General features: G+C 66.7%; 23 protein-coding genes, 1 tRNA gene and 1 pseudogene. 11 read left to right on the top strand and 14 right to left on the bottom strand.

All coding sequences use genetic code 11. From position 1 onward, the window contains the following. Positions 1–75: 75 nt before the first annotated feature. A complete protein-coding gene (locus tag V3328_RS20285; protein ID WP_340331540.1) occupies positions 76–1,029 on the top strand; it encodes an alpha/beta fold hydrolase in 954 nt (317 codons plus the stop codon). A gap of 20 nt (positions 1,030–1,049) precedes the next feature. Here the strand turns inward: V3328_RS20285 and hisN are convergent, their stop codons facing one another. Then, a complete protein-coding gene (hisN, locus tag V3328_RS20280; protein ID WP_340331539.1) occupies positions 1,050–1,835 on the bottom strand; it encodes a histidinol-phosphatase in 786 nt (261 codons plus the stop codon). 115 nt (positions 1,836–1,950) lie between these two features. Here hisN and V3328_RS20275 point away from each other — a divergent pair, with 115 nt between their 5' ends. Next, a complete protein-coding gene (locus tag V3328_RS20275; RefSeq protein WP_340331538.1) occupies positions 1,951–3,255 on the top strand; it encodes an MFS transporter in 1,305 nt (434 codons plus the stop codon). A gap of 249 nt (positions 3,256–3,504) precedes the next feature. Here V3328_RS20275 and V3328_RS20270 read toward each other — a convergent pair whose 3' ends face one another. Beyond that, positions 3,505–4,398, bottom strand: coding sequence for an N-formylglutamate amidohydrolase (locus tag V3328_RS20270; RefSeq protein WP_340331716.1), 894 nt, complete (start codon positions 4,396–4,398; stop codon positions 3,505–3,507). A 183-nt stretch (positions 4,399–4,581) separates the two neighbouring features. Here V3328_RS20270 and cpdR point away from each other — a divergent pair, with 183 nt between their 5' ends. Beyond that, the gene (cpdR, locus tag V3328_RS20265; RefSeq protein ID WP_340331715.1) at positions 4,582–4,938 is read left to right on the top strand and encodes a cell cycle two-component system response regulator CpdR; all 357 of its coding nucleotides are present in this window, start codon (positions 4,582–4,584) and stop codon (positions 4,936–4,938) included. Positions 4,939–4,946: 8 nt separating this feature from the next. Here the strand turns inward: cpdR and V3328_RS20260 are convergent, their stop codons facing one another. From V3328_RS20260 to V3328_RS20230, 7 genes are read right to left on the bottom strand one after another with little or no spacing between them, the layout of a single operon-like run. Next, a complete protein-coding gene (locus V3328_RS20260) occupies positions 4,947–5,891 on the bottom strand; it encodes a lipid A biosynthesis lauroyl acyltransferase (protein WP_340331537.1) in 945 nt (314 codons plus the stop codon). Between the two features lie 39 nt (positions 5,892–5,930). Then, positions 5,931–6,953, bottom strand: coding sequence for a zinc-binding dehydrogenase (locus V3328_RS20255; RefSeq protein WP_340331536.1), 1,023 nt, complete (start codon positions 6,951–6,953; stop codon positions 5,931–5,933). A gap of 60 nt (positions 6,954–7,013) precedes the next feature. Further along, positions 7,014–7,772, bottom strand: coding sequence for an SDR family NAD(P)-dependent oxidoreductase (locus V3328_RS20250; protein WP_340331535.1), 759 nt, complete (start codon positions 7,770–7,772; stop codon positions 7,014–7,016). A gap of 32 nt (positions 7,773–7,804) precedes the next feature. Then, entirely contained in the window at positions 7,805–9,091 is a 1,287-nt protein-coding gene (locus V3328_RS20245) for a beta-ketoacyl-ACP synthase (protein WP_340331534.1), read from the bottom strand. Positions 9,092–9,127: 36 nt separating this feature from the next. Continuing rightward, positions 9,128–10,348: a beta-ketoacyl-ACP synthase gene (locus tag V3328_RS20240; RefSeq protein ID WP_340331533.1), complete on the bottom strand. Its 1,221-nt coding sequence runs from the start codon at positions 10,346–10,348 to the stop codon at positions 9,128–9,130. After that, positions 10,345–10,812, bottom strand: coding sequence for a 3-hydroxyacyl-ACP dehydratase FabZ family protein (locus tag V3328_RS20235; RefSeq protein WP_340331714.1), 468 nt, complete (start codon positions 10,810–10,812; stop codon positions 10,345–10,347). The genes V3328_RS20240 and V3328_RS20235 overlap by 4 nt, the downstream gene beginning before the upstream one ends. Positions 10,813–10,850: 38 nt before the next feature. Then, the gene (locus V3328_RS20230) at positions 10,851–11,132 is read right to left on the bottom strand and encodes an acyl carrier protein (RefSeq protein WP_340331532.1); all 282 of its coding nucleotides are present in this window, start codon (positions 11,130–11,132) and stop codon (positions 10,851–10,853) included. A 260-nt stretch (positions 11,133–11,392) separates the two neighbouring features. On the opposite strand from V3328_RS20230, the gene V3328_RS20225 reads away from it, so the two are divergent. The 5 genes from V3328_RS20225 (at position 11,393) to V3328_RS20205 (ending at position 14,530) form a co-directional block, all read left to right on the top strand. Beyond that, positions 11,393–11,467, top strand: a tRNA-Val gene (locus V3328_RS20225). 91 nt (positions 11,468–11,558) lie between these two features. Continuing rightward, a complete protein-coding gene (locus V3328_RS20220; RefSeq protein ID WP_340331531.1) occupies positions 11,559–12,443 on the top strand; it encodes a sulfotransferase in 885 nt (294 codons plus the stop codon). 176 nt (positions 12,444–12,619) lie between these two features. After that, positions 12,620–12,745 carry a type B 50S ribosomal protein L36 gene (gene ykgO / locus V3328_RS20215; RefSeq protein ID WP_340331530.1) on the top strand — a complete coding sequence of 42 codons (126 nt, stop codon included), beginning with the start codon at positions 12,620–12,622 and terminating at the stop codon, positions 12,743–12,745. 58 nt (positions 12,746–12,803) lie between these two features. Continuing rightward, a complete protein-coding gene (locus V3328_RS20210) occupies positions 12,804–13,448 on the top strand; it encodes a tetratricopeptide repeat protein (protein WP_340331529.1) in 645 nt (214 codons plus the stop codon). Positions 13,449–13,525: 77 nt separating this feature from the next. After that, entirely contained in the window at positions 13,526–14,530 is a 1,005-nt protein-coding gene (locus V3328_RS20205; RefSeq protein ID WP_340331528.1) for an alpha/beta fold hydrolase, read from the top strand. A gap of 24 nt (positions 14,531–14,554) precedes the next feature. On the opposite strand, the gene pyk is transcribed toward V3328_RS20205, so the two are convergent. The 4 genes and pseudogenes from pyk to V3328_RS20185 form a co-directional block, all read right to left on the bottom strand. Continuing rightward, positions 14,555–15,985, bottom strand: coding sequence for a pyruvate kinase (gene pyk / locus V3328_RS20200; RefSeq protein WP_340331527.1), 1,431 nt, complete (start codon positions 15,983–15,985; stop codon positions 14,555–14,557). Between the two features lie 193 nt (positions 15,986–16,178). Then, positions 16,179–16,622 (bottom strand): annotated as a pseudogene (locus V3328_RS20195) (DUF1036 domain-containing protein); the annotation flags it as partial. A 46-nt stretch (positions 16,623–16,668) separates the two neighbouring features. Next, entirely contained in the window at positions 16,669–17,964 is a 1,296-nt protein-coding gene (locus V3328_RS20190; protein ID WP_340331526.1) for a glycerate kinase type-2 family protein, read from the bottom strand. A 40-nt stretch (positions 17,965–18,004) separates the two neighbouring features. Beyond that, positions 18,005–18,937, bottom strand: coding sequence for a DMT family transporter (locus V3328_RS20185; RefSeq protein WP_340331525.1), 933 nt, complete (start codon positions 18,935–18,937; stop codon positions 18,005–18,007). 124 nt (positions 18,938–19,061) lie between these two features. Here V3328_RS20185 and V3328_RS20180 point away from each other — a divergent pair, with 124 nt between their 5' ends. The 3 genes from V3328_RS20180 to V3328_RS20170 are packed head-to-tail and all read left to right on the top strand — an operon-like array spanning position 19,062 to position 20,526. After that, complete coding sequence (locus tag V3328_RS20180) at positions 19,062–19,898, top strand: N-formylglutamate amidohydrolase (RefSeq protein WP_378759146.1); 837 nt, start codon at positions 19,062–19,064, stop codon at positions 19,896–19,898. 29 nt (positions 19,899–19,927) lie between these two features. After that, the gene (locus tag V3328_RS20175; RefSeq protein WP_340331523.1) at positions 19,928–20,233 is read left to right on the top strand and encodes a DUF1244 domain-containing protein; all 306 of its coding nucleotides are present in this window, start codon (positions 19,928–19,930) and stop codon (positions 20,231–20,233) included. A gap of 23 nt (positions 20,234–20,256) precedes the next feature. Continuing rightward, on the top strand, positions 20,257–20,526 hold the full coding sequence (locus tag V3328_RS20170; RefSeq protein WP_340331522.1) for a DUF2312 domain-containing protein: 270 nt from the start codon (positions 20,257–20,259) through the stop codon (positions 20,524–20,526). 22 nt (positions 20,527–20,548) lie between these two features. Here the strand turns inward: V3328_RS20170 and mepK are convergent, their stop codons facing one another. After that, positions 20,549–22,291, bottom strand: coding sequence for a peptidoglycan L,D-endopeptidase MepK (gene mepK, locus V3328_RS20165; RefSeq protein WP_340331521.1), 1,743 nt, complete (start codon positions 22,289–22,291; stop codon positions 20,549–20,551). Positions 22,292–22,452: the final 161 nt, after the last annotated feature.

Raw genomic sequence — 22,452 nt, 5'->3', positions numbered from 1 at the left:
CGGCACTGCTATAAGGCCCCTTCCAGCATTCCCTCCCGGATGCGCCCTTACCCGTACTGTACTGCGACCCGCCTGATGGACCTCGTCGATATCCCCGAGAACCCGGTTCCGAGCGGTGCCGTCACCGGTGCGATCACCACCAGCGACCGGTTCACGCTGCGCTTTGCGCGATGGCGGCCGACGACGCGCAAGGGCCTGGGAACGGTGTGCGTGTTCACCGGGCGCGCGGAATTCATCGAGAAGTACTTCGAAACGATCGGCGAACTGCGCGATCGTGGCTTTTCCGTAGCCGCGCTTGACTGGCGCGGGCAGGGCGGATCGCAGCGACTCCTGAAGAACCCGCGCAAGGGGCACATAGACGATTTCAGCCAGTTCGACCGCGATCTGGCCGCGTTCATGGAAAAGGTCGTCCTGCCGGACTGCACCCCTCCGTATTTCGCGCTCGCGCACTCGATGGGCGGGAACATCCTGCTCAGGAACTCCAGGCGAGCGCCGGCCTGGTTCGAGCGGCAGGTCCTCTCCGCACCGATGCTCGAGCTGGCCGGGAGGCGTGCAAGTTCGCCCTATGTGCACGGACTGGCGGAGATCCTTGGGCTGATCGGACTGGGCAATTCCTACGTGCCGGGGGGAAGTTCCACGGCGGCCAGCGTGCGGCCGTTCAAGGGCAACGTGCTGACGTTGGATCCGGGGCGCTTCCACCGGAACAACGACATCATAGATGCCGAACCCGGACTCGGACTCGGTTCGGCGACGATCGGATGGTTGTGGGCGGCGGGCGAGGCGATGCGGGAGGTCATGCATCCCGACTTCGCGCCCAGGGTCCGGGTCCCGACGCTGATGGTGGCGGCCGGCGACGACCGTGTTGTGTCCACCAGGGCCATCGAATCGCTGGCGTTCCGGATGAAGATCGGCTCGCACATCGTGATCCCCGCGGCCCGGCACGAGATCCTGATGGAGCGCGATTCCATCCGCGAGCAGTTCTGGGCGGCATTCGATGCCTTCGTGCCCGGCAGCCCCGTGTTCGGCTGAGAAGCCGGCCTCGGCAGCGGTCAGGCGTTGAGGAGCCGCAGAGCCGCCTCGTGCACGCGCCGGTCGCCGGCGGCGATGACCGTGCCGCCCTCGTTCGCGCTGTCGCCCGCCCAGCTCGTCACGACCCCTCCCGCCGCCTCGATGATCGGGATCAGGCCGACCACGTCGTAGGGCTGCAGGCCGGATTCGATGACCAGGTCGATCTGGCCGGCCGCGAGCAGGCAGTAGGCATAGCCGTCGCCGCCGTAGCGGGCGAGGCGGACGACCGCCTCGACCTGTTGGTAGCGATCCAGCTCGCCAGGCCCCGACAGCGCCGACGGCGCCGTCGTCATCAGGGTCGCCTGGGACAGATCGGTGCAGGCTCGCGTGCGGATGTCGCGGGCCGGGCCGTCGCGGTGGATCGCCCTTGCCCGGCCGCCGCCGCCCCAGAACCGGTCGCCGACATAGGGCTGGTCGACCAGCCCGAAGACGGGTGAGCCGGTGTGACGAAGGCCGATGATCGTCGTCCAAAGGGGCACACCCGAGACGAAGGAGCGGGTACCGTCGATCGGGTCGATCACCCATTCGTACTCGCCCGTGCCCGAAACGACCCCGAACTCCTCGCCGTGCAGTCCGTGGTCGGGATATGTCGCGAAGACCAGCGCGCGGATCGCCTGCTCGGCGGCGCGGTCGGCGACGGTCACCGGATCGAATGCATCGTCCAGCTTGTTCTCGACCGACAGCGCGGAGCGGAAGTGCGGCAGCGTTGCCGCAGCCGCAGCGTCTGCGAGGCGGTGCGCGAAGGCTTCGGTTTCGTCGCGGGTCATATGCAGAAATCGGGGTTGTGAGGGTTTGTACGTTGGCTATAGGAGGTCATACGCGCCTTCGCAATCGCCAGACGGGCACAAACAAGCCCGCGCGCAGGCGCCGGGAGAAACGCCGATGTCCAAGCCCGCGCAGCCGGGAACCGCGACCGCGTACGATCCTGCGACGCCATCGCCGGCCACGACCACCGTCGTGCTGCTGTTTGCGGTGCTGTGCGCGATCTACGTCGTCAGCCAGTTCCTGCGCAACTCGGTCGGCGTCATCGCGCCGGACATCGCCCGCGAGCTCGACCTGGCACCGCAAGCGCTGGGGATCCTCTCGAGCGCGTTCTTCCTCGGCTTTGCGGCCGCCCAGATACCGCTTGGCGCGACGATCGACCGCTACGGGCCGAAGCGCTGCATGATGGCATCCGTTGGCCTGGCCGTGCTCGGCTGCGCGGTCTTCGCCTGGTCGCAGTCGCTTGCCGCGCTGACTGTCGGGCGTGTGCTGATGGGCATCGGCTGCTCGAGTTTCTTCATGGGACCGCTGACGATCTACACGCGCTGGTTCCGTGCCGACCGCTTCTCCACCCTTGCCGGCATCCAGCTCGGGATCGGCACGATGGGCACGCTGTTTGCGACCGCACCCCTGGCGCTGTCGACCGAGCTGTACGGGTGGCGCGCGACATTCCTGTTCGTCGGCGTCGGGGCGGCAATCGTGGGGCTGCTGGTGGCCGTCATCGTGCGGGACAACCCGCCCGGGCATGTCGACGAATCGCATCGGCCGGGGTCGCTGCGCGAGAGCTTTGCAGGACTGGGCGAGGTCATACGGGTGCCCGGCTTCTGGCAACTCTTTTCCATCCAGTTCGTCGGGTATTCGACCTTCGTCGCGATACTGGGGCTGTGGGGCGGTCCGTTCGTCACCGACGTGCTCGGCTTCGACCTGGTCGAACGCGGCAACATCATGCTGGTCATGGCCGCGGCCCATATCGTCGGCCTGTTCTGTTGGGGCCCGACCGACCGTCTGTTCGGCGGACGGTTCGTCCCTGTCACCATCGGCGCGATGTGGACCGCCACGATGATGGTCGTGCTGTGCCTGTTCGGGGACCGTGGCGGCGCGGTCACCTATGCGATCTTCATCGTGCTCGGCTTCGGGGCCGCCTACGTGCCGGTTCAGACCGCCCACGGGCGGGCCCTGTTCGACAGGCGCCTCGTCGGCCGGGGAATCACCCTGCTCAATCTTGCGACCATGGGTGGGGTGTTCGTGATGCAGGCGGTGACCGGGGTGATCATCGGTGCGTTCTCGCCGGAACCGGGGCCGGCCGGGGACCTTGTCCGCCCCTTCGTCGCCTATCAGGCCGCCTTCGCGTTCCTGGCCATTGCGATCGTCGCGGCCTGGTTCATCTACCGGACTGCCCCGGATCCCCGCGTCGGCGCCGAATAACCAAGGGGCGCGGACAGGGGTCGTTACGCTGACGTAAACTGAGCTCCTGCGGGCCGCCACATGGCAGCCATGCGGAAAAGCCGAAGAGACGTGTTGACTTTTGTGCGGTGCAGCGGCATATTTTGCAGTGCGGTATCGCCCTGCCGTTTTGCGGTACCGCAGCCCTCCTTGGGCGTTTCCTCCCTAGACTTGGGCCGTCCTGATCGGACGGCCCTTTTTTCTTTCGGGGTCCGGAATTGGCCGCAGGCGCTATTCGGCCGCGGCGCGCACCGGCCTGAGCGCTTCCACCGAGACGCTGGTCAGCCGCCGGCAGAGCTGGGTGATGTCGGCCACGAGCCAGGCGAAGCCGCCGGCGCGGACGTAGCGCAACTCGTCCATGTAGAGGGAGCGGTTCACTTCGATCTGCAGCGCGTGCAGGCCGTCGCGGGGGCTCCCGTAGGTCTCGGTGATGTAGCCGCCCGCGTAGGGCTTGTTGCGCGCCACCGAATACCCGAGCCGCTGCAGCGTTTCCTGCGCGATGTCGGTCAGGATCGAGACGCAACTGGTCCCGTATCGATCGCCGAGCACGAAATCGGGCCGGCGCCTGTTCTCCTGGGTGACCCGGGCCGACGGCATCGAATGGCAGTCCACCACGATGGCCGTGCCGAAGCTGGCATAGGCCTGGCGGATCAGCGCACGCAGATCCCGATGGTAGGGCTTGTAGTAGCGCTCGATCCGGTCGAGGCCTTCAGCGACGCTGATCGGCACGGAATAGATCTCCGCGCCGTCGGCGACGATCCGCGCGATCGTGCCCAGGCCGCCGGCGACCCGCATCGAGCGGGTGTTGGCGAAGCTCGGCAGGCGCCCGTCGAACATGGTCGGGTCGAGTTCGTAGGCCTCGCGGTTGACGTCGACATAGGCGCGGGGAAAACGGGCGTGCATCAGCGGCGCGCCGAGGCCGACCACGCCGGAAAACAGCTCCTCGACGAAAGTGTCCTCGGAGCGCCGCAGGGTCATCGTGTCGAGCCGCGACGCGGCCACGAAGGCCTTCGGGTAGGTGCGACCGCTATGGGGCGAATTGAACACGAACGGCGACGTGATGCCGTCCTGTGGGAGGAGGACGTCGTAGGGTGGTTCGAGTTCGGTGTCGCCTGAAGTCTGCATCACGCCCGGTGGGAAGCCCCTGACTGGTCGGCAAATGTGCCAACAACGCCGATGCCTGTCCATTCACGGCTCGGACAACCGGACTTGAAAAGACCGGAATTCGTGAAATCTTTACACAGCTGCGGTTCATTTCGCTATGACAACAGCGTGGCGACAGATGCGGGTTTCGGGACCCTCCTTATGGTGAAGATTCTCCTGGCCGAAGACGACAACGACATGCGCCGCTTCCTCGTGCGGGCGCTGGAGAACGCCGGCTACGACGTCGTCTCGTTCGACAACGGCCTGAGCGCATACAACCGGCTGTGCGAGGAACCCTTCACCCTGCTGCTGACCGACATCGTGATGCCGGAAATGGACGGGATCGAACTGGCGCGCAAGGCGACGGAACTCGATCCCGAACTGAAAGTGATGTTCATCACCGGATTTGCCGCGGTGGCGCTCAACCCGGACTCGCAGGCGCCAAAGAACGCCAAGGTGCTGTCGAAGCCGTTCCACCTGCGCGACCTGGTCACCCAGGTCGAGCGGATGCTCGCCGCCTGATACTCCCGCTAGGTCCGCCAGCGGTTGTGCAGCCACAGCCACTGGCCGGGATGTTCGCGCACCCAGCCCTCGACGACGTCGTTGATCGTCTGCATGGCCTTCTCGGGGTCGATCCTGCCGCTTTCGTCGCGCGGCAACTGGATCTCCTCGGTCAGGTCCAGCCTGAACCGGTTGTCGGGCAGGCGAACCACCCGGACGCCGTGAACCGGACAGTCGAACTGGCGGGCCAGCCGGCCGAGGATCGGGTTGGTCAGTGCCGTGCGGCCGAAGAAGGTGTTGCGGAAGCCCTTGGTCAGGCGCTGGTCGACAAGGATCCCGAGATGGGCGTCCCGCTCCAGCACGGAGGCCATGGCGAACGCGACCGCCTGGCCGGATCCTGCCGCCAGCAATTCACCCATGGAGCCGCGGCGTATCTTCAGCAGGCGCTGCGCGACATATGCGTTGTTGGGCGTCCGGTAGACCGCCGTGACCGGCAGTCCGTGGCGGGCGGCGCAGACGGCGGGCAGCTCCCAGTTCGCCAGGTGGGCGGTGAATATGATGGCCGGCTTGCCGTCGTCGCGCAGCCGGCGGAAGTGGTCGAGGCCGGTCGCATCGACGCGGCCCGCGCCGGGATTGTCGTCGTCCCAGTCCCAGATAGCTTCCAGATGCGGATACTCGGCCGCCGTGCGGCCGAGATTGTCCCAGACCTCGCGCAACATGCTCTTGAGCTCGGCGTCGCTCTTCCCGGGAAAGGCGTGGCGCAGGTTGTCCATGCCGAGCCGATTGACCGGCAGCAGCGGTCCGAAGGTGCGGGCGATGGAGCCACCAAGATTGCTGGCCTTATCTATGTCGAGCATCCGGACGAGCCGGAACACGGTGACAGCGGCAGTCGCCACGAACCAGTCGACGACCGGCCTCACGACCCGGCCGATACGCCATTTCAGCAGGAACAGGCGTCTCTGGAGGGGCGTCATGCGGTCTCGCTCGCCTGTGCTACCGGGCCGGCCCGATCCTCAGAGCCGCGCGACGATCTTGCCGAAGACCTTGCGGCTTTCGAGCCTGTCGAGGCCGACCTCGAAATCGGCGATGTCGATCTCGGTGTCGACGACGGGGCGGACGCCATCGGCCATCTGCGCCAGGCCCTCGGCCATGTTGCGCATCGAGCAGCCGAAGGATCCGAAGATCTTGAGCTGCTGCTGGAACAGCTGCATCAGGTTCATCTGGGTGGAGACGCCGGAGGTCGAACCGCAGGTCACCAGCCGTCCGCCGCGCTTCAGCGACAGCATGCTGCCCGACCATGTGTCGGGGCCGACGTGCTCGAAGACCACGTCGACGCCCTTCTTGCCGGTGATCTTGCGCACCAGGTGCTCGAAGCGGTCGGTGCGGTAGTTGATCACGTGGTCGGCGCCAAGCGCCGCGGCCTTCTCCCCCTTCTCGTCGTCGCCGACGGTGGTGATGACGGTCGCGCCGATGGCCTTGGCCATGCGGATGGCGGCAGTGCCGATGCCGCTGCCGCCGGCGTGGACCAGGACCGTCTCGTCGCCTTCCAGCCTGGCGTTGTCGAACAGCATGTGCTGGACCGTGCCGAAGGTGATGGGGGCGCAGGCCGCATCGGTCCAGGAGACACCGTCGGGAACCGGGACGGTCAGCCGGGCCTGGGTATTGACCAGTTCGCGGGCAAAGCCGTCGACGTGGAAGCCCATGATGCCGGCAACGTTCTCGCAGAGATTGTCGCGGCCCTCGCGGCACGCCCGGCAGGTTCCGCAGGTCAGAGCGCCGTACAGCGCCACGCCGTCGCCGACCTTCCGATTCGTCACCCCTTCGCCGACCGCGACGATCTCGCCGGCAGCCTCGGCGCCGACGACCAGCGGCAGCTTGCGCTTGGCGAACGCCATGCCCCGCCAGCCCCATACATCGATGTGGTTGAGCGCCATCGCGCGGATGCGGACCTGCACCTCGCCGGGACCGGGAGGCGGAGGATCGTCCGTCTCGATCAATTGAAGATTGCGGTCGGAGACGAGCGTTAAGGCGCGCATCGGATGGTCTCTCTCTTGCGTCCGGTGCGGATCGGGCCTGCGAAGTCGGAGGCGATCGCGTCAGCGGTGAACGGGAATTGCCGCGGTCAGGCCGCCGTCGACCGGCAGCACCGCGCCGGTCATATAGCAAGAGGCAGGGGACATGAGGAAGTCCGCCACGGCAGCAATTTCCTCCGGGGCGGCAAACCGTCCGACCGGGATCTGGCTTTCCATCTTTTCCCGGTAGTCGGCGTAGGGCGCCATCATCTCGGTGTCGATGAAGCCGGGAGCGATGTAATTGACGGTAACGCCGCGCTTTGCCGTTTCCAGGGTGAGCGTCCGCATGTAGCCGAGCAGCGCCGATTTGGAGGCGGCATAGGCGGCATTTCCGACGCTGCCGCGCAGAGCGGTGACGGAGCCGATCATGACGATACGGCCGACGCGGGCGCGCGTCATGCGTCTGACGATGGCGCCGGCGAGCCGTGTCAACGACCAGAAATTGACCTGCATGACCGCTTCGGCCCGATCCTGGTCCATCACGGCGGCAAGGCTGTCGTAGGATTGGCCGGCATTGTGGACGAAGCCGTAGAACGGTTCCTCGTCGGCCAGGGCCTCGACGAACGCGTCCACCGATGCCCGGTCCGACAGGTCGAGCCGGCGCGTCTCGAATTCGCGGCCGGGATAGCTGCCCCTCAGCTCCTCTGCCAGCGTCTCGGCGGCTTCGGTGGAGGAATTGTAGGTGAAGACGATGCTGTGGCCCGATGCCGCCAGGGCCGACACGACGGCGCGTCCGAGCCCGCGCGCGCCGCCAGTCACCAGAATCCTTCTGGGCGAAGCCATATCGTCAGCGTGGCTGCGTCCGGCAGCCGCCATCAGGCAGGCTCCGCGGCCATAACGAGCGACACGTTCTGGCCGCCGAACCCGAAAGAATTGGAAATGACCCGGCGGACGCTCGCGTCACGTGCCGTATTGGGGACGACATCGAGCGGTATCGCCGGATCGGGCACGTCGTAGTTGATCGTCGGCGGGATACGGCCCTCGGCGATCGTCATCAGCGAGAAGACCGCTTCGACGGCGCCGGCGGCAGTCAGGGTGTGGCCGATCATCGACTTGTTGGAACTGATCGGCAGGCTTGCCGCGCGGTCGCCGAACACCGTGTGCACGCTCAGATATTCCATCTTGTCGTTTTCCGGTGTGCCGGTGCCGTGCGCATTGATGTAGTCGACGTCGTCCGGTGTCACGCCGGCATCGTCCAGTGCCGCTTCGAGGCAGGCGATGGTTGCGTGACCATCGGGATTGGAGCGGGTGCGGTGGAAGCTGTCGGCTCGCTCGCCGGCACCTTCCATGACGCCGAGAATGCGGGCGCCACGGGCCCGCGCGTGTTCCATGCTCTCCAGCACCAGGGCGGCGGCGCCTTCGGCCATGACGAAGCCGTCGCGATTTTTCGAGAACGGCCTGGAAGCGCCTTCCGGCGGCTCGTTGTGAGTGGACAGCGCCGAGAGCAGCGAGAAGCGAATCAGCGCTTCCGCATGAACCGACCCGTCGGTACCCACCGTCAGCGCCGCATCGGTCTCGCCGCGCCGGATCGCCTCGACGCCGAGCTGGATAGCCGTTGCGCCGGAGGCGCATGCCGTGGAAAGAGAAATCGGCGATCCCTTGGTCCCGTAGCGGCCGGCAAGCGTTTCGGCGACGCCGCCGAACACGAAGCGGTCGTGCAGGTCCTGACGGCCCTTGCGGGCGGCCTGGAGCAGCGTGTGGTAGTCGACCGGCCCGTCCGGGTTCATCGAGCGGGCGAGTTCCTCGCGCTGCGGCCACTCCATCTCGACGGGCGCTACGGCGATGAACAGGGGGCCGGGAAAATCGCCCTTGGATCCGATCACCGATTGCTCGATCGCTTCGGACACGGCGATATCGGCGAGGTTTTCGGAGAGGGCCGGCGCGCAGAACGGCTCGGCATCGACGAAGTCCACCGTGCCGCCGATCGTGGTGCGCAATCCCTCGGTCGGAAAACGCGTGATGGCATGGATGCCGGAGCGGCCGGCCGTCAGCGCCTTCCAGTTGTCATCGCGCCCGCGGCCGAGCGAGGTGACGATACCCATCCCCGTCACCACGACGATGGGACGGCCCTTGCTGTCCCGGTATCCGCTCGATGAAGACATTCGCTACCTCCCGCTTGCTGACGCGGAGTATCTATATCAGCCGGCGCGGCTGACCAGCGCCATGCCTTCGCCGCGCCAGTGGCCCCACAGGTTGACGAGGATCTGGTCGACGCTCTCGTCCGAGCCGGTCTCGAGGCCAGTGGAATCCGTCGCCGGATAGAGTTTGCCGCGCGATGCCGTAAGCGCTGCAAGCGAGACGAGGGCGGGAAACTGGGCTTCCAGGCCGTGGCCGATCAGTGAGGCGGGGGCACGAACCAGCATCCCGCCGTCGCCGGCCAGGACATCGGTCAGGTAGCTCCGCTCTTCGCTGGTGGCGGGTTCCGCCCCGGTGGCGCCCGAGAAAACCGCCGTACGCCCGGCGCCTAGGCGCGATCGCATCATTTCGAGCTGACGCCGCGCCGTATCGGCGGCGGCGCCGGGCCCGCGCGTGCAGCGGTCGGACACAACCGCGTCCAGCCGCGCTACCGCAGTTGCGCCGCGGGCCTCGGCGTGGCCGGGCGATTCCAGCACCAGAAAGGCCCCCATCGAGCCGGTGATCATGCCGCTGCCCCTGGCCAGCCGATCCCACACCGGCAGCCAGTCATCGCGCCAAAGGTACCTGCCAAGCTCGAAGAGGAGCAGCATGTCGAGACGTTCGGCGTTGTAGGAGCCGCCGACCAGGCAGATCTCGCTTTGCCCCGAAGCGACGCGTGCATGGGCGGTCCGCACGGCGTCGATCCCGGCGGCCTCCTCGCCCATGAACGTGCGCGAAGACCCGGTCACCTTGTGGACGATCGAGATGTTGCCGGCCAGCAGGTTGGGCAGTTGCGCCAGGAACAGGGTCGGCCGGAGATCGCTCGACAGGCGCTCGTTGAGCAGGCGCCCGGCATCGTTGGTGGAGAGCAGGTCGGTGAGGACGGCACTGTCGACCTCGACATCGCGTTCTCCGCCGCCGGCCGCCACGATCATGTCCGTGCGTTCCAGGACGGCGGGCATGTCCTTGATACCCGCATTGTCGAGCGCGAGGCCGGCCGCGTAGGTGCCGATGCGCTGCCACGGCTCCATCTGGCGCTGGTCGCCCCGCTTTGGGATCTGCTGGTTGAAGTCGAGCTCGACGATCGGATGCACGGGGTAGGGCGCGAATCGCTCCGTATCAACCACCGGCCTGGGCCCGCCCTCGGCGGTCAGTGCCGACCAGTGCTGGTCGAGCCCCTCGCCCAGCGAGGAGACGAGCCCGATTCCCGTGACCAACACCTCGCGATGCGGCGCTTCGCTCATGTGACGAGCTCTTCGGGATAGCCGAGCCGGAGGGCGTTCTCGGTCATCAGGGTGCGGAAATCCGGTGTCGGGAACGGCATGACGCGAAAGGTCAGGCGCGCGTCGCAGATTGCCTTGCCGTCGCGCTTCACGCTGGCCTCGGTCATCGCATAGCCGGACCCGTCATGTTCCATGCGCGCCTCGAGATCGAGGACGTCGCCCGGCACCACGAAGGTCCGGAACTTTGCATCGCGGACACCGGCAAGAAACGGCATGCGATCGAACTTGTTGACCGTCAGGACCAGGTAGCCGGACGTCTGCGCCATGGATTCCACCAGGAGGACACCGGGCATCAGCGGATGGCCGGGAAAGTGGCCCTCGAAAATGGTGCTTTCCTGCGGGATGGTCGCGCGCGTCCGGATCAGGCCGTCCTCCGGCCTTATTTCCGCGATCTCGTCGATGAGTTGGAAGTACTCGATACGCATTGTCTGGTGCGGCGGCCTGGGCAGCGCGGTGTCGGGGGTCACTCCGCCTTGGCGGCGATGAGTTCGTCGATGCGGTCGCACAGGTTGTGCAGCACGAAGTACTGCTCCGCAGACGCCTTTCCTTCGTTGACTTCCTGGGTCCACTGTTCGAACGGCATCTTGATGCCGAACGCCTTGTCGATCGCGAACGCGATGTCGAGGAAGTCCAGGCTGTCGATGCCCAGGTCGTCGATGACGTGGCTTTCCGGCGTGATGTCCTCACGCGGGATGTCGCACGTTTCCGAAATGATGTCGGCGACCGTATCGAAGGTGGACGACATTTCGTTTCTCCAAAATAATGGCGGGAAGTCCGCCCGGGATGTTTGTCCCCGATCAGGGGCGGCTTGGAGTGGACGACAACCTTCGCCTTCGCACGGCGCCGCCGGACGTCCAGGGTGAGCACGATCTAAACGAGGTGCGCGACAAGTGCAACGGTCTCACGACACGTGCTTGCACAGGCGGCCGCGTCCGGCTATATGCCAGACCTTGCCGCTGGCGACCAGAGGTTATCCACGGATCACCCGGGTGCCATAGCGTGGATGGGCGCGTAGCTCAGCGGGAGAGCACTACGTTGACATCGTAGGGGTCGCTGGTTCAATCCCAGCCGCGCCCACCATCCAAATCCATCGGAGACTCGCCGTATCCGGTCCAACATCGCCGCAGAACGGGCGCGAGCCCGGCGAGCGACCGGCGGTCGGCATCGGAACATGACCAGACGATCTCCCGGACCGGACTTCATCTGCATCGGTCAGCAGAAGGCGGGGACCGCCTTCCTGCACGCGCTGCTCCAGCGCCACGCCGAAATCTGGATGCCCCCAGTCAAGGAACTGCACTTCTTCTCCAGGCACACCAAGCCGCTGTTTACCCGCGACGACGGTGCCGGCGACGGCGAACCGCCGAACATGCGGGAAATCGAATCGGCCATCACGGGCAAGCTCGAGAAGAACCGGCTCGATGCACGCGACAAGGAGTTCCTGCGACGGGCGATCGTCCTCGCCAACGACAAGACGTTCGCCAACTATTGCAGCTGCTTCGAGATGAAGGGTGAGCAGATCAGCGGCGACGTCACGCCCGCCTATTCCGTCCTCAACAGGAAGGCGATCGGCGAAATCCGCTCGCTTCTGCCGGATGTCTCGATCATCCTGCTCATTCGCCACCCCGTCGACCGGTTCTGGTCGAGCTTCAACCAGGCCCTGCGCCGCTACGACGGCGACAGTGACGTGCTTGCCGACGATTCGGGGAGCCTCGACAACGTGCGGGCGTTCCTCGAAAGGCCGGGCACGGTGCGGCGCAGCTACCCGAGCAGGATCTACAAGCGGTGGGCATCGGTGTTCCCGGAGGACCGGATCCGGGTCCTTCCCTTCGAAGTGCTGACCGGGGACACCGCGTCCGCGAGCGTGACCCTGGCGGACTTCCTCGGGGTGACGCCACGGTATGCGGGCGGCGTCGACGACATCGACAACATCAAGCAGGACGACCGCAAGATACCGATGAGCAGCGAGGCCGAACAATTCCTGCAGGCGCACTTTTCCGACGAGGTTGCCACCTGCAAGAAGCTGTTCGGCGACCTGTGCGCGCACTGGTCGGAATAGTGAATGTCGGACCGGGCCGGGGCGGGCGAAGTACCCGCCTGCGTTGACAGGCCCGGCACCCGCCATTATGTTCCGCCTCGAATTGCGGGTCGGCCGTGTGCCGGCCCTTTTCAATCCGAACACCTAATCGTGAAAATCGTGCCGCCAAGGGCGGGCAACGACGGCGGTCCAGAGCAATGAAAGTCAGAAATTCGATCAAGTCGCTGGTAAAGCGCCATCGCAACAATCGGGTCGTGCGCCGCAAGGGCCGCATCTACGTCATCAACAAGACGAACCGACGCTTCAAGGCCCGCCAGGGCTGACACGCCAACGGGCTGATGCCCGTTGACCCGGGAGCGCTGCTGCCCCATCCTTTCGGCCATGAAACGTATTCGTGGCCTGGTTCTGACTGCGGCATTCGCGCTCTTGGCAGCGAATGGCGCCGCAATCTGGCCGGCGGCGGCCGCCGAGCCTTCGGGCGCACCGCAGGACGGTCCCGCCGCGGCCGATCCCGACCCCTCCCGACAAGACGCTGAATCCGAAGCCGCGGAGCCTGTGGAGGTCCTGCTCGATCGTCTGTCGCAGGCGGGCAGCGAACGCGAGGCAAAGGCGCTCGAGCGCGAGATCGTGCTGGCCTGGAATCGGTCGGGCAGCGATACGGTAGACCTGCTGCTGTCGCGGGCCGGGGCCGCCATCAAGCAGGAAGACTACGGGCTGGCGCTGCAGTATCTCGATGCCATCGTCGAGACCCGACCGGATTTCCCCGAAGCCTGGAACATGCGGGCGACCGTTTACTACCTGCTCGACGAGTACGAACTCTCGATCGCCGACATCCAGCATGTCCTCACCCTGCAACCTCGTCATTTCGGTGCCCTGAGCGGCCTGGGAATGATCTTCCGGGATCTCGATCAGCCGGCCCAGGCGCTGGATGCCTTCCGGCAGGCACTGGCGGTCCATCCATATTTCGGCAACGTCCGGGAATCCGCGGAGAAACTTGAACCGGAGGTCGAAGGCCGCGAAATCTGAGCACTTCGCGGAATTGGTCTGCGCCGCGCCGTCGGGACGGGCGCGGGGGTTCGATCAGGGGCATTCAGAAAGTGCGCATGCTCGTTGCAGTCGCAGCCACGGTTCTGGTCGTACTCGGCGGCCTGGTGGGCTACACGCTCGCCCGCTCGCAGCGCCTCGGCGACCTGCATCCCCCTGCCGGCTCATTCACACGCGTCGACGGCCTGCGGATGCACTATGTCGAGGACGGTCCGGCCGATGCGCCGGCCGTGGTCCTCCTTCATGGCGCCTCGGGCAACCTCAACGATCCGATGCTGGCGCTCGGCGATCCCCTTTCCGAAAGGCTTCGCGTCATTGCGATCGACCGGCCGGGACACGGCTGGAGCCAGCGCGCGGCGGGTCCGGAGGCCGCTCTTCCCAGCGACCAGGCGCGCTATGTCATCGGCGTGCTTGACGATCTGAAGGTCGCCAAGGCTGTCATCGTCGGTCATTCCTGGGGCGGCGCGCTGGCTCTCAACCTGGCGCTCGAGTATCCCCACCGAGTAGCCGGGCTGGTGCTGCTGGCGCCTGCGGCATATCCATGGGCCGGCGGCATCAACTGGTACTACACGCTTGCGACACTGCCGGGATTCGGACGGCTGTTCACCGATGCGCTCGTGCTGCCATTCGGGGAAATGGTTGTGAAGCCGGCGGTGCGATCGTCCTTTGCACCCCAGACTCCTCCGGACGACTACGTCTCCAAGGCCGGGTCGGCCCTCGTCCTGCGGCCGGCCGAGTTCCGCGCGAATGCGCAGGACGTGGCCGAACTCGTGGGCTTCCTGATCGATCAGGCGCCGAGATACCCGGAGATCGCCGTCCCTACGGTGGTCATCACCGGCGATGCAGACAAGACGGTGGCCCCGCGACTCAACGCGCATCGCCTCGCCGGCGACATTCCCAACGCCCGGCTGGTGGAACTCGATGGTGTGGGGCACATGCCCCACTATGTCGCCGCCGATACGGTGGTTGCCGAAATCGAGCGGCTGGCTGCGGAAACGAGAGAGCCTGCGGCGCAGGCGGACTCCTCGGTTGCCGTGGAATCGGTGCGTTCCCTGAAGCGTTGAATCACACGCGGCCGGTCGGCCGGATCAGTACGTTCCGGCGTCGCCGACGAAGGCTATGCGCAACATGTTCGTCGCGCCCGGCGTTCCGAACGGTACCCCGGCGGTGACGATGATGCGTTGACCCGGCTTGGCGAAGCCCTCCTGCTGGGCAATGCGGCAGGCGCGGTCCACCATGTCGTTTTCGTCGTGCGCGTCTTCCGTCAACACGCAGTGCAGACCCCAGACAAGCGCCAGGCGGCGGCTGGTGGCGGGATTGGGACTGAGCGCGATGATCGGCCGGTCGGGACGTTCGCGGGCTGCCCGCAGCCCGGTGGCGCCCGACGACGTGTAGCAGACGATCGCTGGAAGCTTCAGGGTGTCGGAGACGGTACGGGCGGCAGCACTGATAGCATCCGGCCCCGTCGCCTCCGGGTCGGCGCGCTGGGCGTTGATGATCGAGGCGAAGTTGGCGTCCGTTTCGACCCGCTCGGCGATCCGGTTCATGGTGGCGACGGCCTCGACCGGAAAATCGCCGACCGCCGATTCGGCCGACAGCATGATCGCGTCTGCACCCTCGAACACCGCCGTCGCCACGTCCGACACCTCCGCGCGGGTCGGCACCGGCGCCGAAATCATCGATTCGAGCATCTGGGTCGCGACCACCACCGGCTTGCCGGCGCGGCGGCCGGCGCGCGTGATCCGCTTCTGCACGCCGGGCACCGCCTCCAGCGGCATCTCGACCCCAAGGTCGCCGCGAGCGACCATCAGCCCATCGGCCATCTCGATGATCTCGTCGAGCCGCTGCACCGCTTGCGGCTTCTCGATCTTCGCCATGATCGCGGCGCGGCCGCGCGTCATCTTGCGCGCTTCGGCCAGGTCGTCGGGCCGCTGTACGAACGACAGCGCAACCCAGTCCACGCCGAGATTGAGGGCAGCGTCCAGGTCGGCGCGGTCCTTGTCGGTCATAGCGCCGAAGGGCAGCAGGGTATCGGGCAGGCTGACGCCCTTGCGCGCGGTGAGCTTGCCGCCGACCTCGACCACGCATTCGAGGCGGTTCCTTGCCGCGGTCACCACCCGCAGCCGGATGCGGCCGTCGTCCAGCAGCAGCCGGTGGCCCTCCTCGGCGGCCTCGAACACCGGGGGATGAGGCAGATAGACGCGCTTGCCGTCACCGGGCGTATCGCGTGTGTCGAGGACGAACGTGTCGCCTTCCACCAGATCCGCTCCGTCGCCGGAGAATGTGCCGATCCTGAGTTTCGGGCCCTGCAGGTCGCACAGGATGCCGATCGGACGGCCGAACCTCGCCTCGACGGCGCGAAGCCGGCCGTGCAGCGACTTCAGCAGCTTGTGCGGCGTATGGCTCATGTTGATGCGGAAGACGTCGGCGCCCGCCTCGAACAGTTCGGCTATCCGGTCTTCCTCCGAAGTGGCCGGACCGAGCGTCGCCAGTATCTTGATCGAGCGTTTTCGCCGCATGCCTCGCCGTCCCCGGTGTGTCTGGCCCTGTGGCTCTTTCGGCTAAGGGCTTGTCGATTCGTTTGTATGACGAAACCGGCCGCGCGGTCACGGCCCGGGCGGGAAAAACACCGTGCGTTCCGTGCGGAAGGTGTTCGCTGCGTCGCCGGCCGGCGGGCTACTCGCCGCCAGTGCCGTCCCCGCCGAGTGCCGGATCCTGAAGCTGCACGGTCCAGGTGGTCTGTTCGTGGGTATCGATTTCGAAGAACCCGGTTCGCTGGTAACCGCGATCTTCGCATTGGTTGATGCCGCGAATGGTGAACATCTGGTCCTGGGTGCACATGAAGGCCTGGCCCGACCACTCGCCGCCGTGGTCGTAGTCGATTGCATAGACGTAGTAGTATCGCGCCGCCAGTTCACCGCGCAGGATCGTTTCGCAGCTGTTCGGCCCGATGTTCCACCAGCCCTCGGTTGCCCAGCCGTTGTCGTCCTTGTAACCGACGGAGACGCCGACCCGGCCCTGCGTGGAATTACAGATCCGGAAATCGGCCGCTGCCTCTCCTGCAGACAGCATCACCGCCCCTCCGCCAAGAAGGAGGGCGAGCAGAATTCTGGAATGTTGCTTCGGGTATCGTGGACTGGCTGTCGTTTCTTTCATGGCGCCTTTTTTCAGCAAAGCGCTTAACTCCGACGAGAAATTGATATCAGTCGGCGCGCGTGTCAACGACGATGGCTCGCAGATCGTTGACGTTCGTGAAGGTCGGTCCCGGAACGAGCAGATCGCCGAGACGCTCGAAGAATCCGGTCGAGTCGTTGTCTTCCAGAAATGCGTCGGCGTCGAGGCCGATTCTCCCGGCTCTGTCCAGTGTATCGGGTGTGACGATCGCGCCGGCCGGGTCGGACTGCGAGCCTGCGCCGCCGTCGGTTCCGTCGGTGTCGCCTGCCAGCGCCCAGATCCCCGGATGGCCGTGTAGCGCGATCGCCAATGCCAGCGCAAATTCCTGATTGGGACCGCCGCGGCCGCGTCCCCGGATCGTCACGGTCGCCTCGCCGCCCGACAGCAGCACGACCCTGCTGCCGGCATCGGCCAGTGCGCGGGCCGTTTCGGCCTGTTCGCCGGCCATGTCGCGCGCCTCGTCTTCGAGGTCCGCCCCCATCCGCTCGACCTCGAAGCCGGACTTGCGCGCTATTGCCTCGGCGGCGGCCAGCGACTGGTCGGGCGTGGCGACGAGCCGATATTCCGCCATGGACAATCGCTCGTCGCCCGGCTTCGGGGTTTCGTTCGCTTCGTCGTCCAGGGCCGCCGCGATCTCCGGGGCCGGTGTGATGCCGAACCGCGACAGTATCGCCCGGGCATCGGCCAGGCTCGAGGGATCGGGCACCGTCGGCCCGGATGCGATCGCCGCGGGATCGTCGCCGGCAACGTCCGATATTGCGAGCGTCAGCAGGCGTGCTGGATAGGCGGCCGCCGCCAGCCGACCTCCCTTGATCCGCGACAGGTGGCGGCGCACCGTATTGATCTCGCCGATCCTGGCCCCGGACTTCAGGAGTTCGCGCGTCAGATCCTGCTTGGCGGCCAGCGTCACGCCCTCCGCCGGGGCGATCCACAAAGCCGACCCGCCGCCGGACAGCAGCACCAGAACGATATCGTCTTGACCGGCGGCCGCGGCGAGTTCCAGCGCTTCCGCGGTCGCCTGGACGCCTGCCTGGTCGGGGACGGGGTGACCGGCCTCCACCATACGGATGACCCGGGTGGGGCGCGCATATCCGTAACGCGTCACGGCCAGGCCGGTCAGGCGGTCCGGCGGCAGGCCGAGCTCGTCGACGTAATGCCGTTCGGCCGCCGCGGCCATGCTGCCGGCCGCCTTGCCCGCGGCGAGCACGATCAGTCTGCCCTCCGGAGGTTCGGGCAGGTGGGGAGGCAGGCAATGGTCGGGGTGCGCCGCATCGACGGCGGCGTCGTACAGCGCGCGGAGAAAGTCGCGGTGATCGGTTTTCATGCGCCGTCCGATGTCACTGATTCGGCCTGGAGGGAGGATACTATATCGGGGCCGGTTTCGGGCCGGGCCGCCTCGGACGGGCGATCCAGATGCCGGCGAAGATCGCCGCGCTGCCGACGAGCTGCAGCCACGTCATGTCCTCGCCAAGCACCATCCAGCCCAGCGCGGCGGCCGCAATCCCTTCAAGGAAGATCACCAGAGACGAAAATCCGGCCGGCAGGTGGCCGAGCGCGATCGCCAGAAGGCCCTGGCCGCCGGCGTGGCTGACGAGCGCCAGGCAGATCAGCATGATCAGCCCGTCGCGGGACGCCGGCAGCAGGCGCGGCTCGAGCGCCAGCGCGATGACCAGCAGGATCGCAGCGGTGACCAGCGACGAAAGGAACAGCAGCCGGCCGGCGGGGTGCCGGCGGCGGGCCGGACGGACCGATAGGATGTAGGCGCCGAAGAAGCAGGCGGTGATCAGACCGAACATGTCGCCGAGCAGGTTTGACGGCGCGAAGCTGTAGCTCGAGCCCAGCAGCAGCGCAGCACCGACCAGGCCCGCGCCAAGGCCCAGCACGATCTCCGGACCGATCCGCTCCTTCAGGATCAGCCAGGACAGGCTGACCACGAAGACGGGAGCAAGGGCTGCCAGGAACGTGGCGTTGGCGACGGTCGTGTTGACGATGGCCAGATGCCAGAAGAACAGGTCGCCCGCGAAGAGCACGCCGGCCATCAGCACGTAGCGGTCGAAGCGCAGTCCCGTCGTGGGAGCTACGCTTTTCCTGCGTGCCTCCAGCGCCGCCCAGGCGTAGAGCGCGGGCAGGGCGAGGGCGACGCGCCAGAACGCGCTCGCATACGGCCCGACCTCTGCCAGCCGGACGAAGATCGGCGATGCGCCCATCGCCACGGCGCCGAGCACGAGCGCGAGGAAGGCAAGGCCCGCGGTCCGCGCCTCCCGGCCGTCCAGTTCCGTTTCCAGCGTAGGTGTCATCAGAATCGCCTGTGCATCGGCATACGAACCGTCCCGCCATGCATTGCCGCCGCTGGCCGGATCGCCTAAGAAAAAGCCATTCCTAGGGCAGGCCGAACTGCCCGTCACGCAGAATCGCCCCATGATGACGCTTGCCGAGCGCCAACCCGCAGCGGGGGCCGCGCACGAGAGTATCGACGAGTTCGTGCCGTTCGAATCGATCCCCGGATCGGTGGAGACCGGCTGGCTTATCCTCTGCGACCACGCGTCCAATGCGCTGCCTGCCGAGTATGGCGACCTCGGCCTGCCGCCCGAGGAGTTCGAACGGCACATCGCCTACGACATCGGCGCGGCGGCGGTGACGCGGCGCCTCGCCAGGCAGCTTGGTGCACCGGCCGTTATGTCGCGATTCTCGCGACTGCTGATCGACCCCAATCGCGGCGCCGACGACCCGACGCTGCTGATGCGCCTGTCGGACGGGGCGGTGGTGCCGGGCAATGCGCGGGCGGACGAAGCCGAAAAGGCACGGCGCCTGCAACGGTACCACGAACCCTATCACGGCGCGGTGGAGGCAGCGATCGACACGGCGATCGCCGCCGGCCATCCGCCGGCGCTGGTGTCGATCCACAGCTTCACGCCGTTGTGGCGCGGCATCCGGCGGCCGTGGGAGATCGGCATGCTGTGGGATACCGATCCGCGCCTGGCGGTGCCGATGATCGAGATGTTCCGCGCGGATCCACTGTTGACCGTCGGCGACAACGAGCCGTATTCCGGCCGCCTCAAAGGCGACACGATGTACCGGCATGGCACGCTCCGCGGGCTGGCGCATTCGCTCGTCGAACTGCGCCAGGACCTGATCGCCGACGAGCCCGGGCAGGCGGAATGGGCCGGACGGCTCGCAGACGTGCTCGGTGCCCTTGCCGGCATCGAGGGGCGCAACGAGATACGGCACTACGGTTCGGCCGGCACCGGCCAGCCGTGACGCCAATCAGTCAAGCAGCGAGGCTCACCATGAGCGAACTCGACCAGAAGACGCGCACCGAACTCGAGGCGGCCGCATTCCGGCGGCTCGTCGATCACCTGCGCGAGCGCACCGACGTGCAGAATATCGACCTGATGAATCTCGCCGGATTCTGCCGCAACTGCCTGTCCAACTGGTACCGCGACGCCGCCGAGGAACGCGGGCTGGAAATGGACAAGGAGCAGAGCCGCGAGATCGTCTACGGCATGCCGTACGACGAATGGAAAAGCAGGTACCAGACGGAGGCGACGGCAGATCAGAAGGCCGCGCTTGCAAACTCCCACAAAGACCACTGAACGCCAGGACGGCAGAGAGACCCATGACGGAGACCAACATGAACGAGACCTCCAGCGCCGCCCGCACCCAGCTGCATTCCATCGTCCAGCGCATCGAGCGGCTGGAGGAGGAGAAGAAGGCGCTGGCAGACGACATCCGCGACGTCTACGCCGAGGCCAAGGCCAACGGCTTCGACGTCAAGGCGCTGCGGACGATCATCAAGCTGCGCAAGCAGGACGTCGCCGAGCGGCAGGAGCACGAGGCGATCCTGGCGACCTACATGGTGGCGCTGGGAATGGTCACCGAGGAGTAAGGGGGGCCGGAAGCCCGGACGGCTACCTGAGCGACGTCATGCGCTCGAACGCGGTGGACGGCGCCTCGTCGGAAGTCACGAAGGCGATCTCGTAGGTCTTCGTCGGCACCGGGGCGACGGCCGGGCCGGTGAAGCGGCGCATCGGATAGATGAGCTGCGGGCCCTCGTCGAAGCGATTGACCACCACCGGACCGGTCAGCGCGGTCAGCGACCCGATATCGGTCTGGTCCGGGTGGCGCAGTTCCACGAATGTCGCATCGCGCAGACACGTGCCGGTCGCCAGGTACGGGGTGAGCGCCTCGGGCCGGTAGTCGATGGCGACCAGGACCGGGCCGTCCCTGAGCGGGATCTGCTGGCCCGTGAAGGTCGCCGCGAACGGCGCCAGGGCGGCGATGCCGGCCTGGCTGGCAAGCGCGGTCGCCGATGTCGCGGTCGGATCGTCGGCCTCGCCATTCTCGGCGATCAGGCCGGCGATCGCGTCGGCAGTGGAAATCATCGGACGTTCGCGGGGCAGCGCGGCCAGCACCAGTTCAGGCTGAAGTTCAGGCTGTTCCGCCGGCTGCAGGCTCGCCGTGATGATCGGCTTTTCGTCGGGGACCGGCGCTTCCGCGATCGCCATCACCGGGACTTCGGCCTGTGCCTCAGGCGAGGTCAGCGCGGCGACGAGGGTCGGTCGCGGCGTCGGCAGCGGCAAGCCGTCGGCGACCGCAACGATTGTCGCGGCCTCCGCCGGCACCTCTGCGGGCGCCTCTCCGGCGGGCTTCAGCCGGGGTATCGGAGCATCCGCCAGTATGGTGCGGCTCTCGACCGCTGCAACGGCGGTCGGCTGAGCCGGAGCCGAGGGTCTGGAGGGAGCCGAGCGGACTTCGGTGGCCGGAGTGACCCGGCCGGAGGCACCTTCCTCGTCGCCGTCCTCGCCGCCGTTGAACAGCGCCGCAATGAAGTTGCGCCCGCCGCCACCGCCGCCGGTCGAGGCGGAAGTGACCGGAGCCGACGCGTCGTCGCCTCTCGAAGCACCGCCCCCGAACAGCGACCGCCCGCCGAACAGCGAGGCCGTCTGCGTCTTCGGGGCGGTGGTGGCGCGTTCGTGCTCGGCGACCGCCTGCTCGTAGCCGGGCAGGGGCTTGCCGTCGGACGGGATGTGGATCGTCTTGCCGTCCGGGAACAGCTTGACCAGCTGCGAACGGGTCATGCGCGGCCAGTGCCGGACGCTGCCGGTGTCCATGTGGACGAACGGGGAACCGGACGTCGGGTAGTAGCCGACGCCTCCGATCTGCATTTTCAGACCGGTTTCGCGGAGCGCCGATAGCGGTACGCCGGGAATGTAGAAATCGAGAGCCTTGCCGGCCATGTGCTGGCTGTACTGGGCAACGCCGCTCGAGCGGGAACGGAGCATCGCGTTGGTGACCGGCGAGCGATAGCCGGACAGAACGTAGATCGGCGCCTTGGCGCCGACCTTCTGGCGGACGTCCCAGATGAGGTCGATCAGCTTCGGATCCATGTTGGTGGATTCGTTGCGCCGCCAGTCGCGCATGATGTAGTTGATCTTCTTCAGCGCCTCGGAATCGTACCGGCCGTTGCGCATGTAGGTGACGCTCAGAGTCTCGCCGGTGTGGAGCTGCTTGAAGTCCAGCGTGCGGGTCTGGGCGTCCGCGTCGTGGCGTGCGCCGTCGATCGCAAGGAACGCAAGGCATATTGCGGAAAGCGCGCAAAACCCGTTTACCAGCTCGCGCAGACGTCCCGCCCCCGTGTTAATGTGTCCCACCAATTATATCCGTCCCGGGCCCCGTCTTTTCGTTCAGTCCTATCGCCCCCGCGACTGACCGGGCGATCATTGAACTCGAATGGTTAAGCCATCATTAGGACCGCGCGCAGAATAGGCTTATCGCGCAATCATGGCGTCATTTAGCCGCTGCCCGCAGCAGT

The sequence above is a fragment of the Microbaculum marinum genome (genome assembly GCF_037855135.1).
Classification (GTDB): Bacteria; Pseudomonadota; Alphaproteobacteria; order Rhizobiales; family Tepidamorphaceae; genus Microbaculum; species Microbaculum marinum.
Note: the sequence above shows the minus strand (reverse complement) of the source record. Positions and strands in the feature narration are given on the sequence as shown.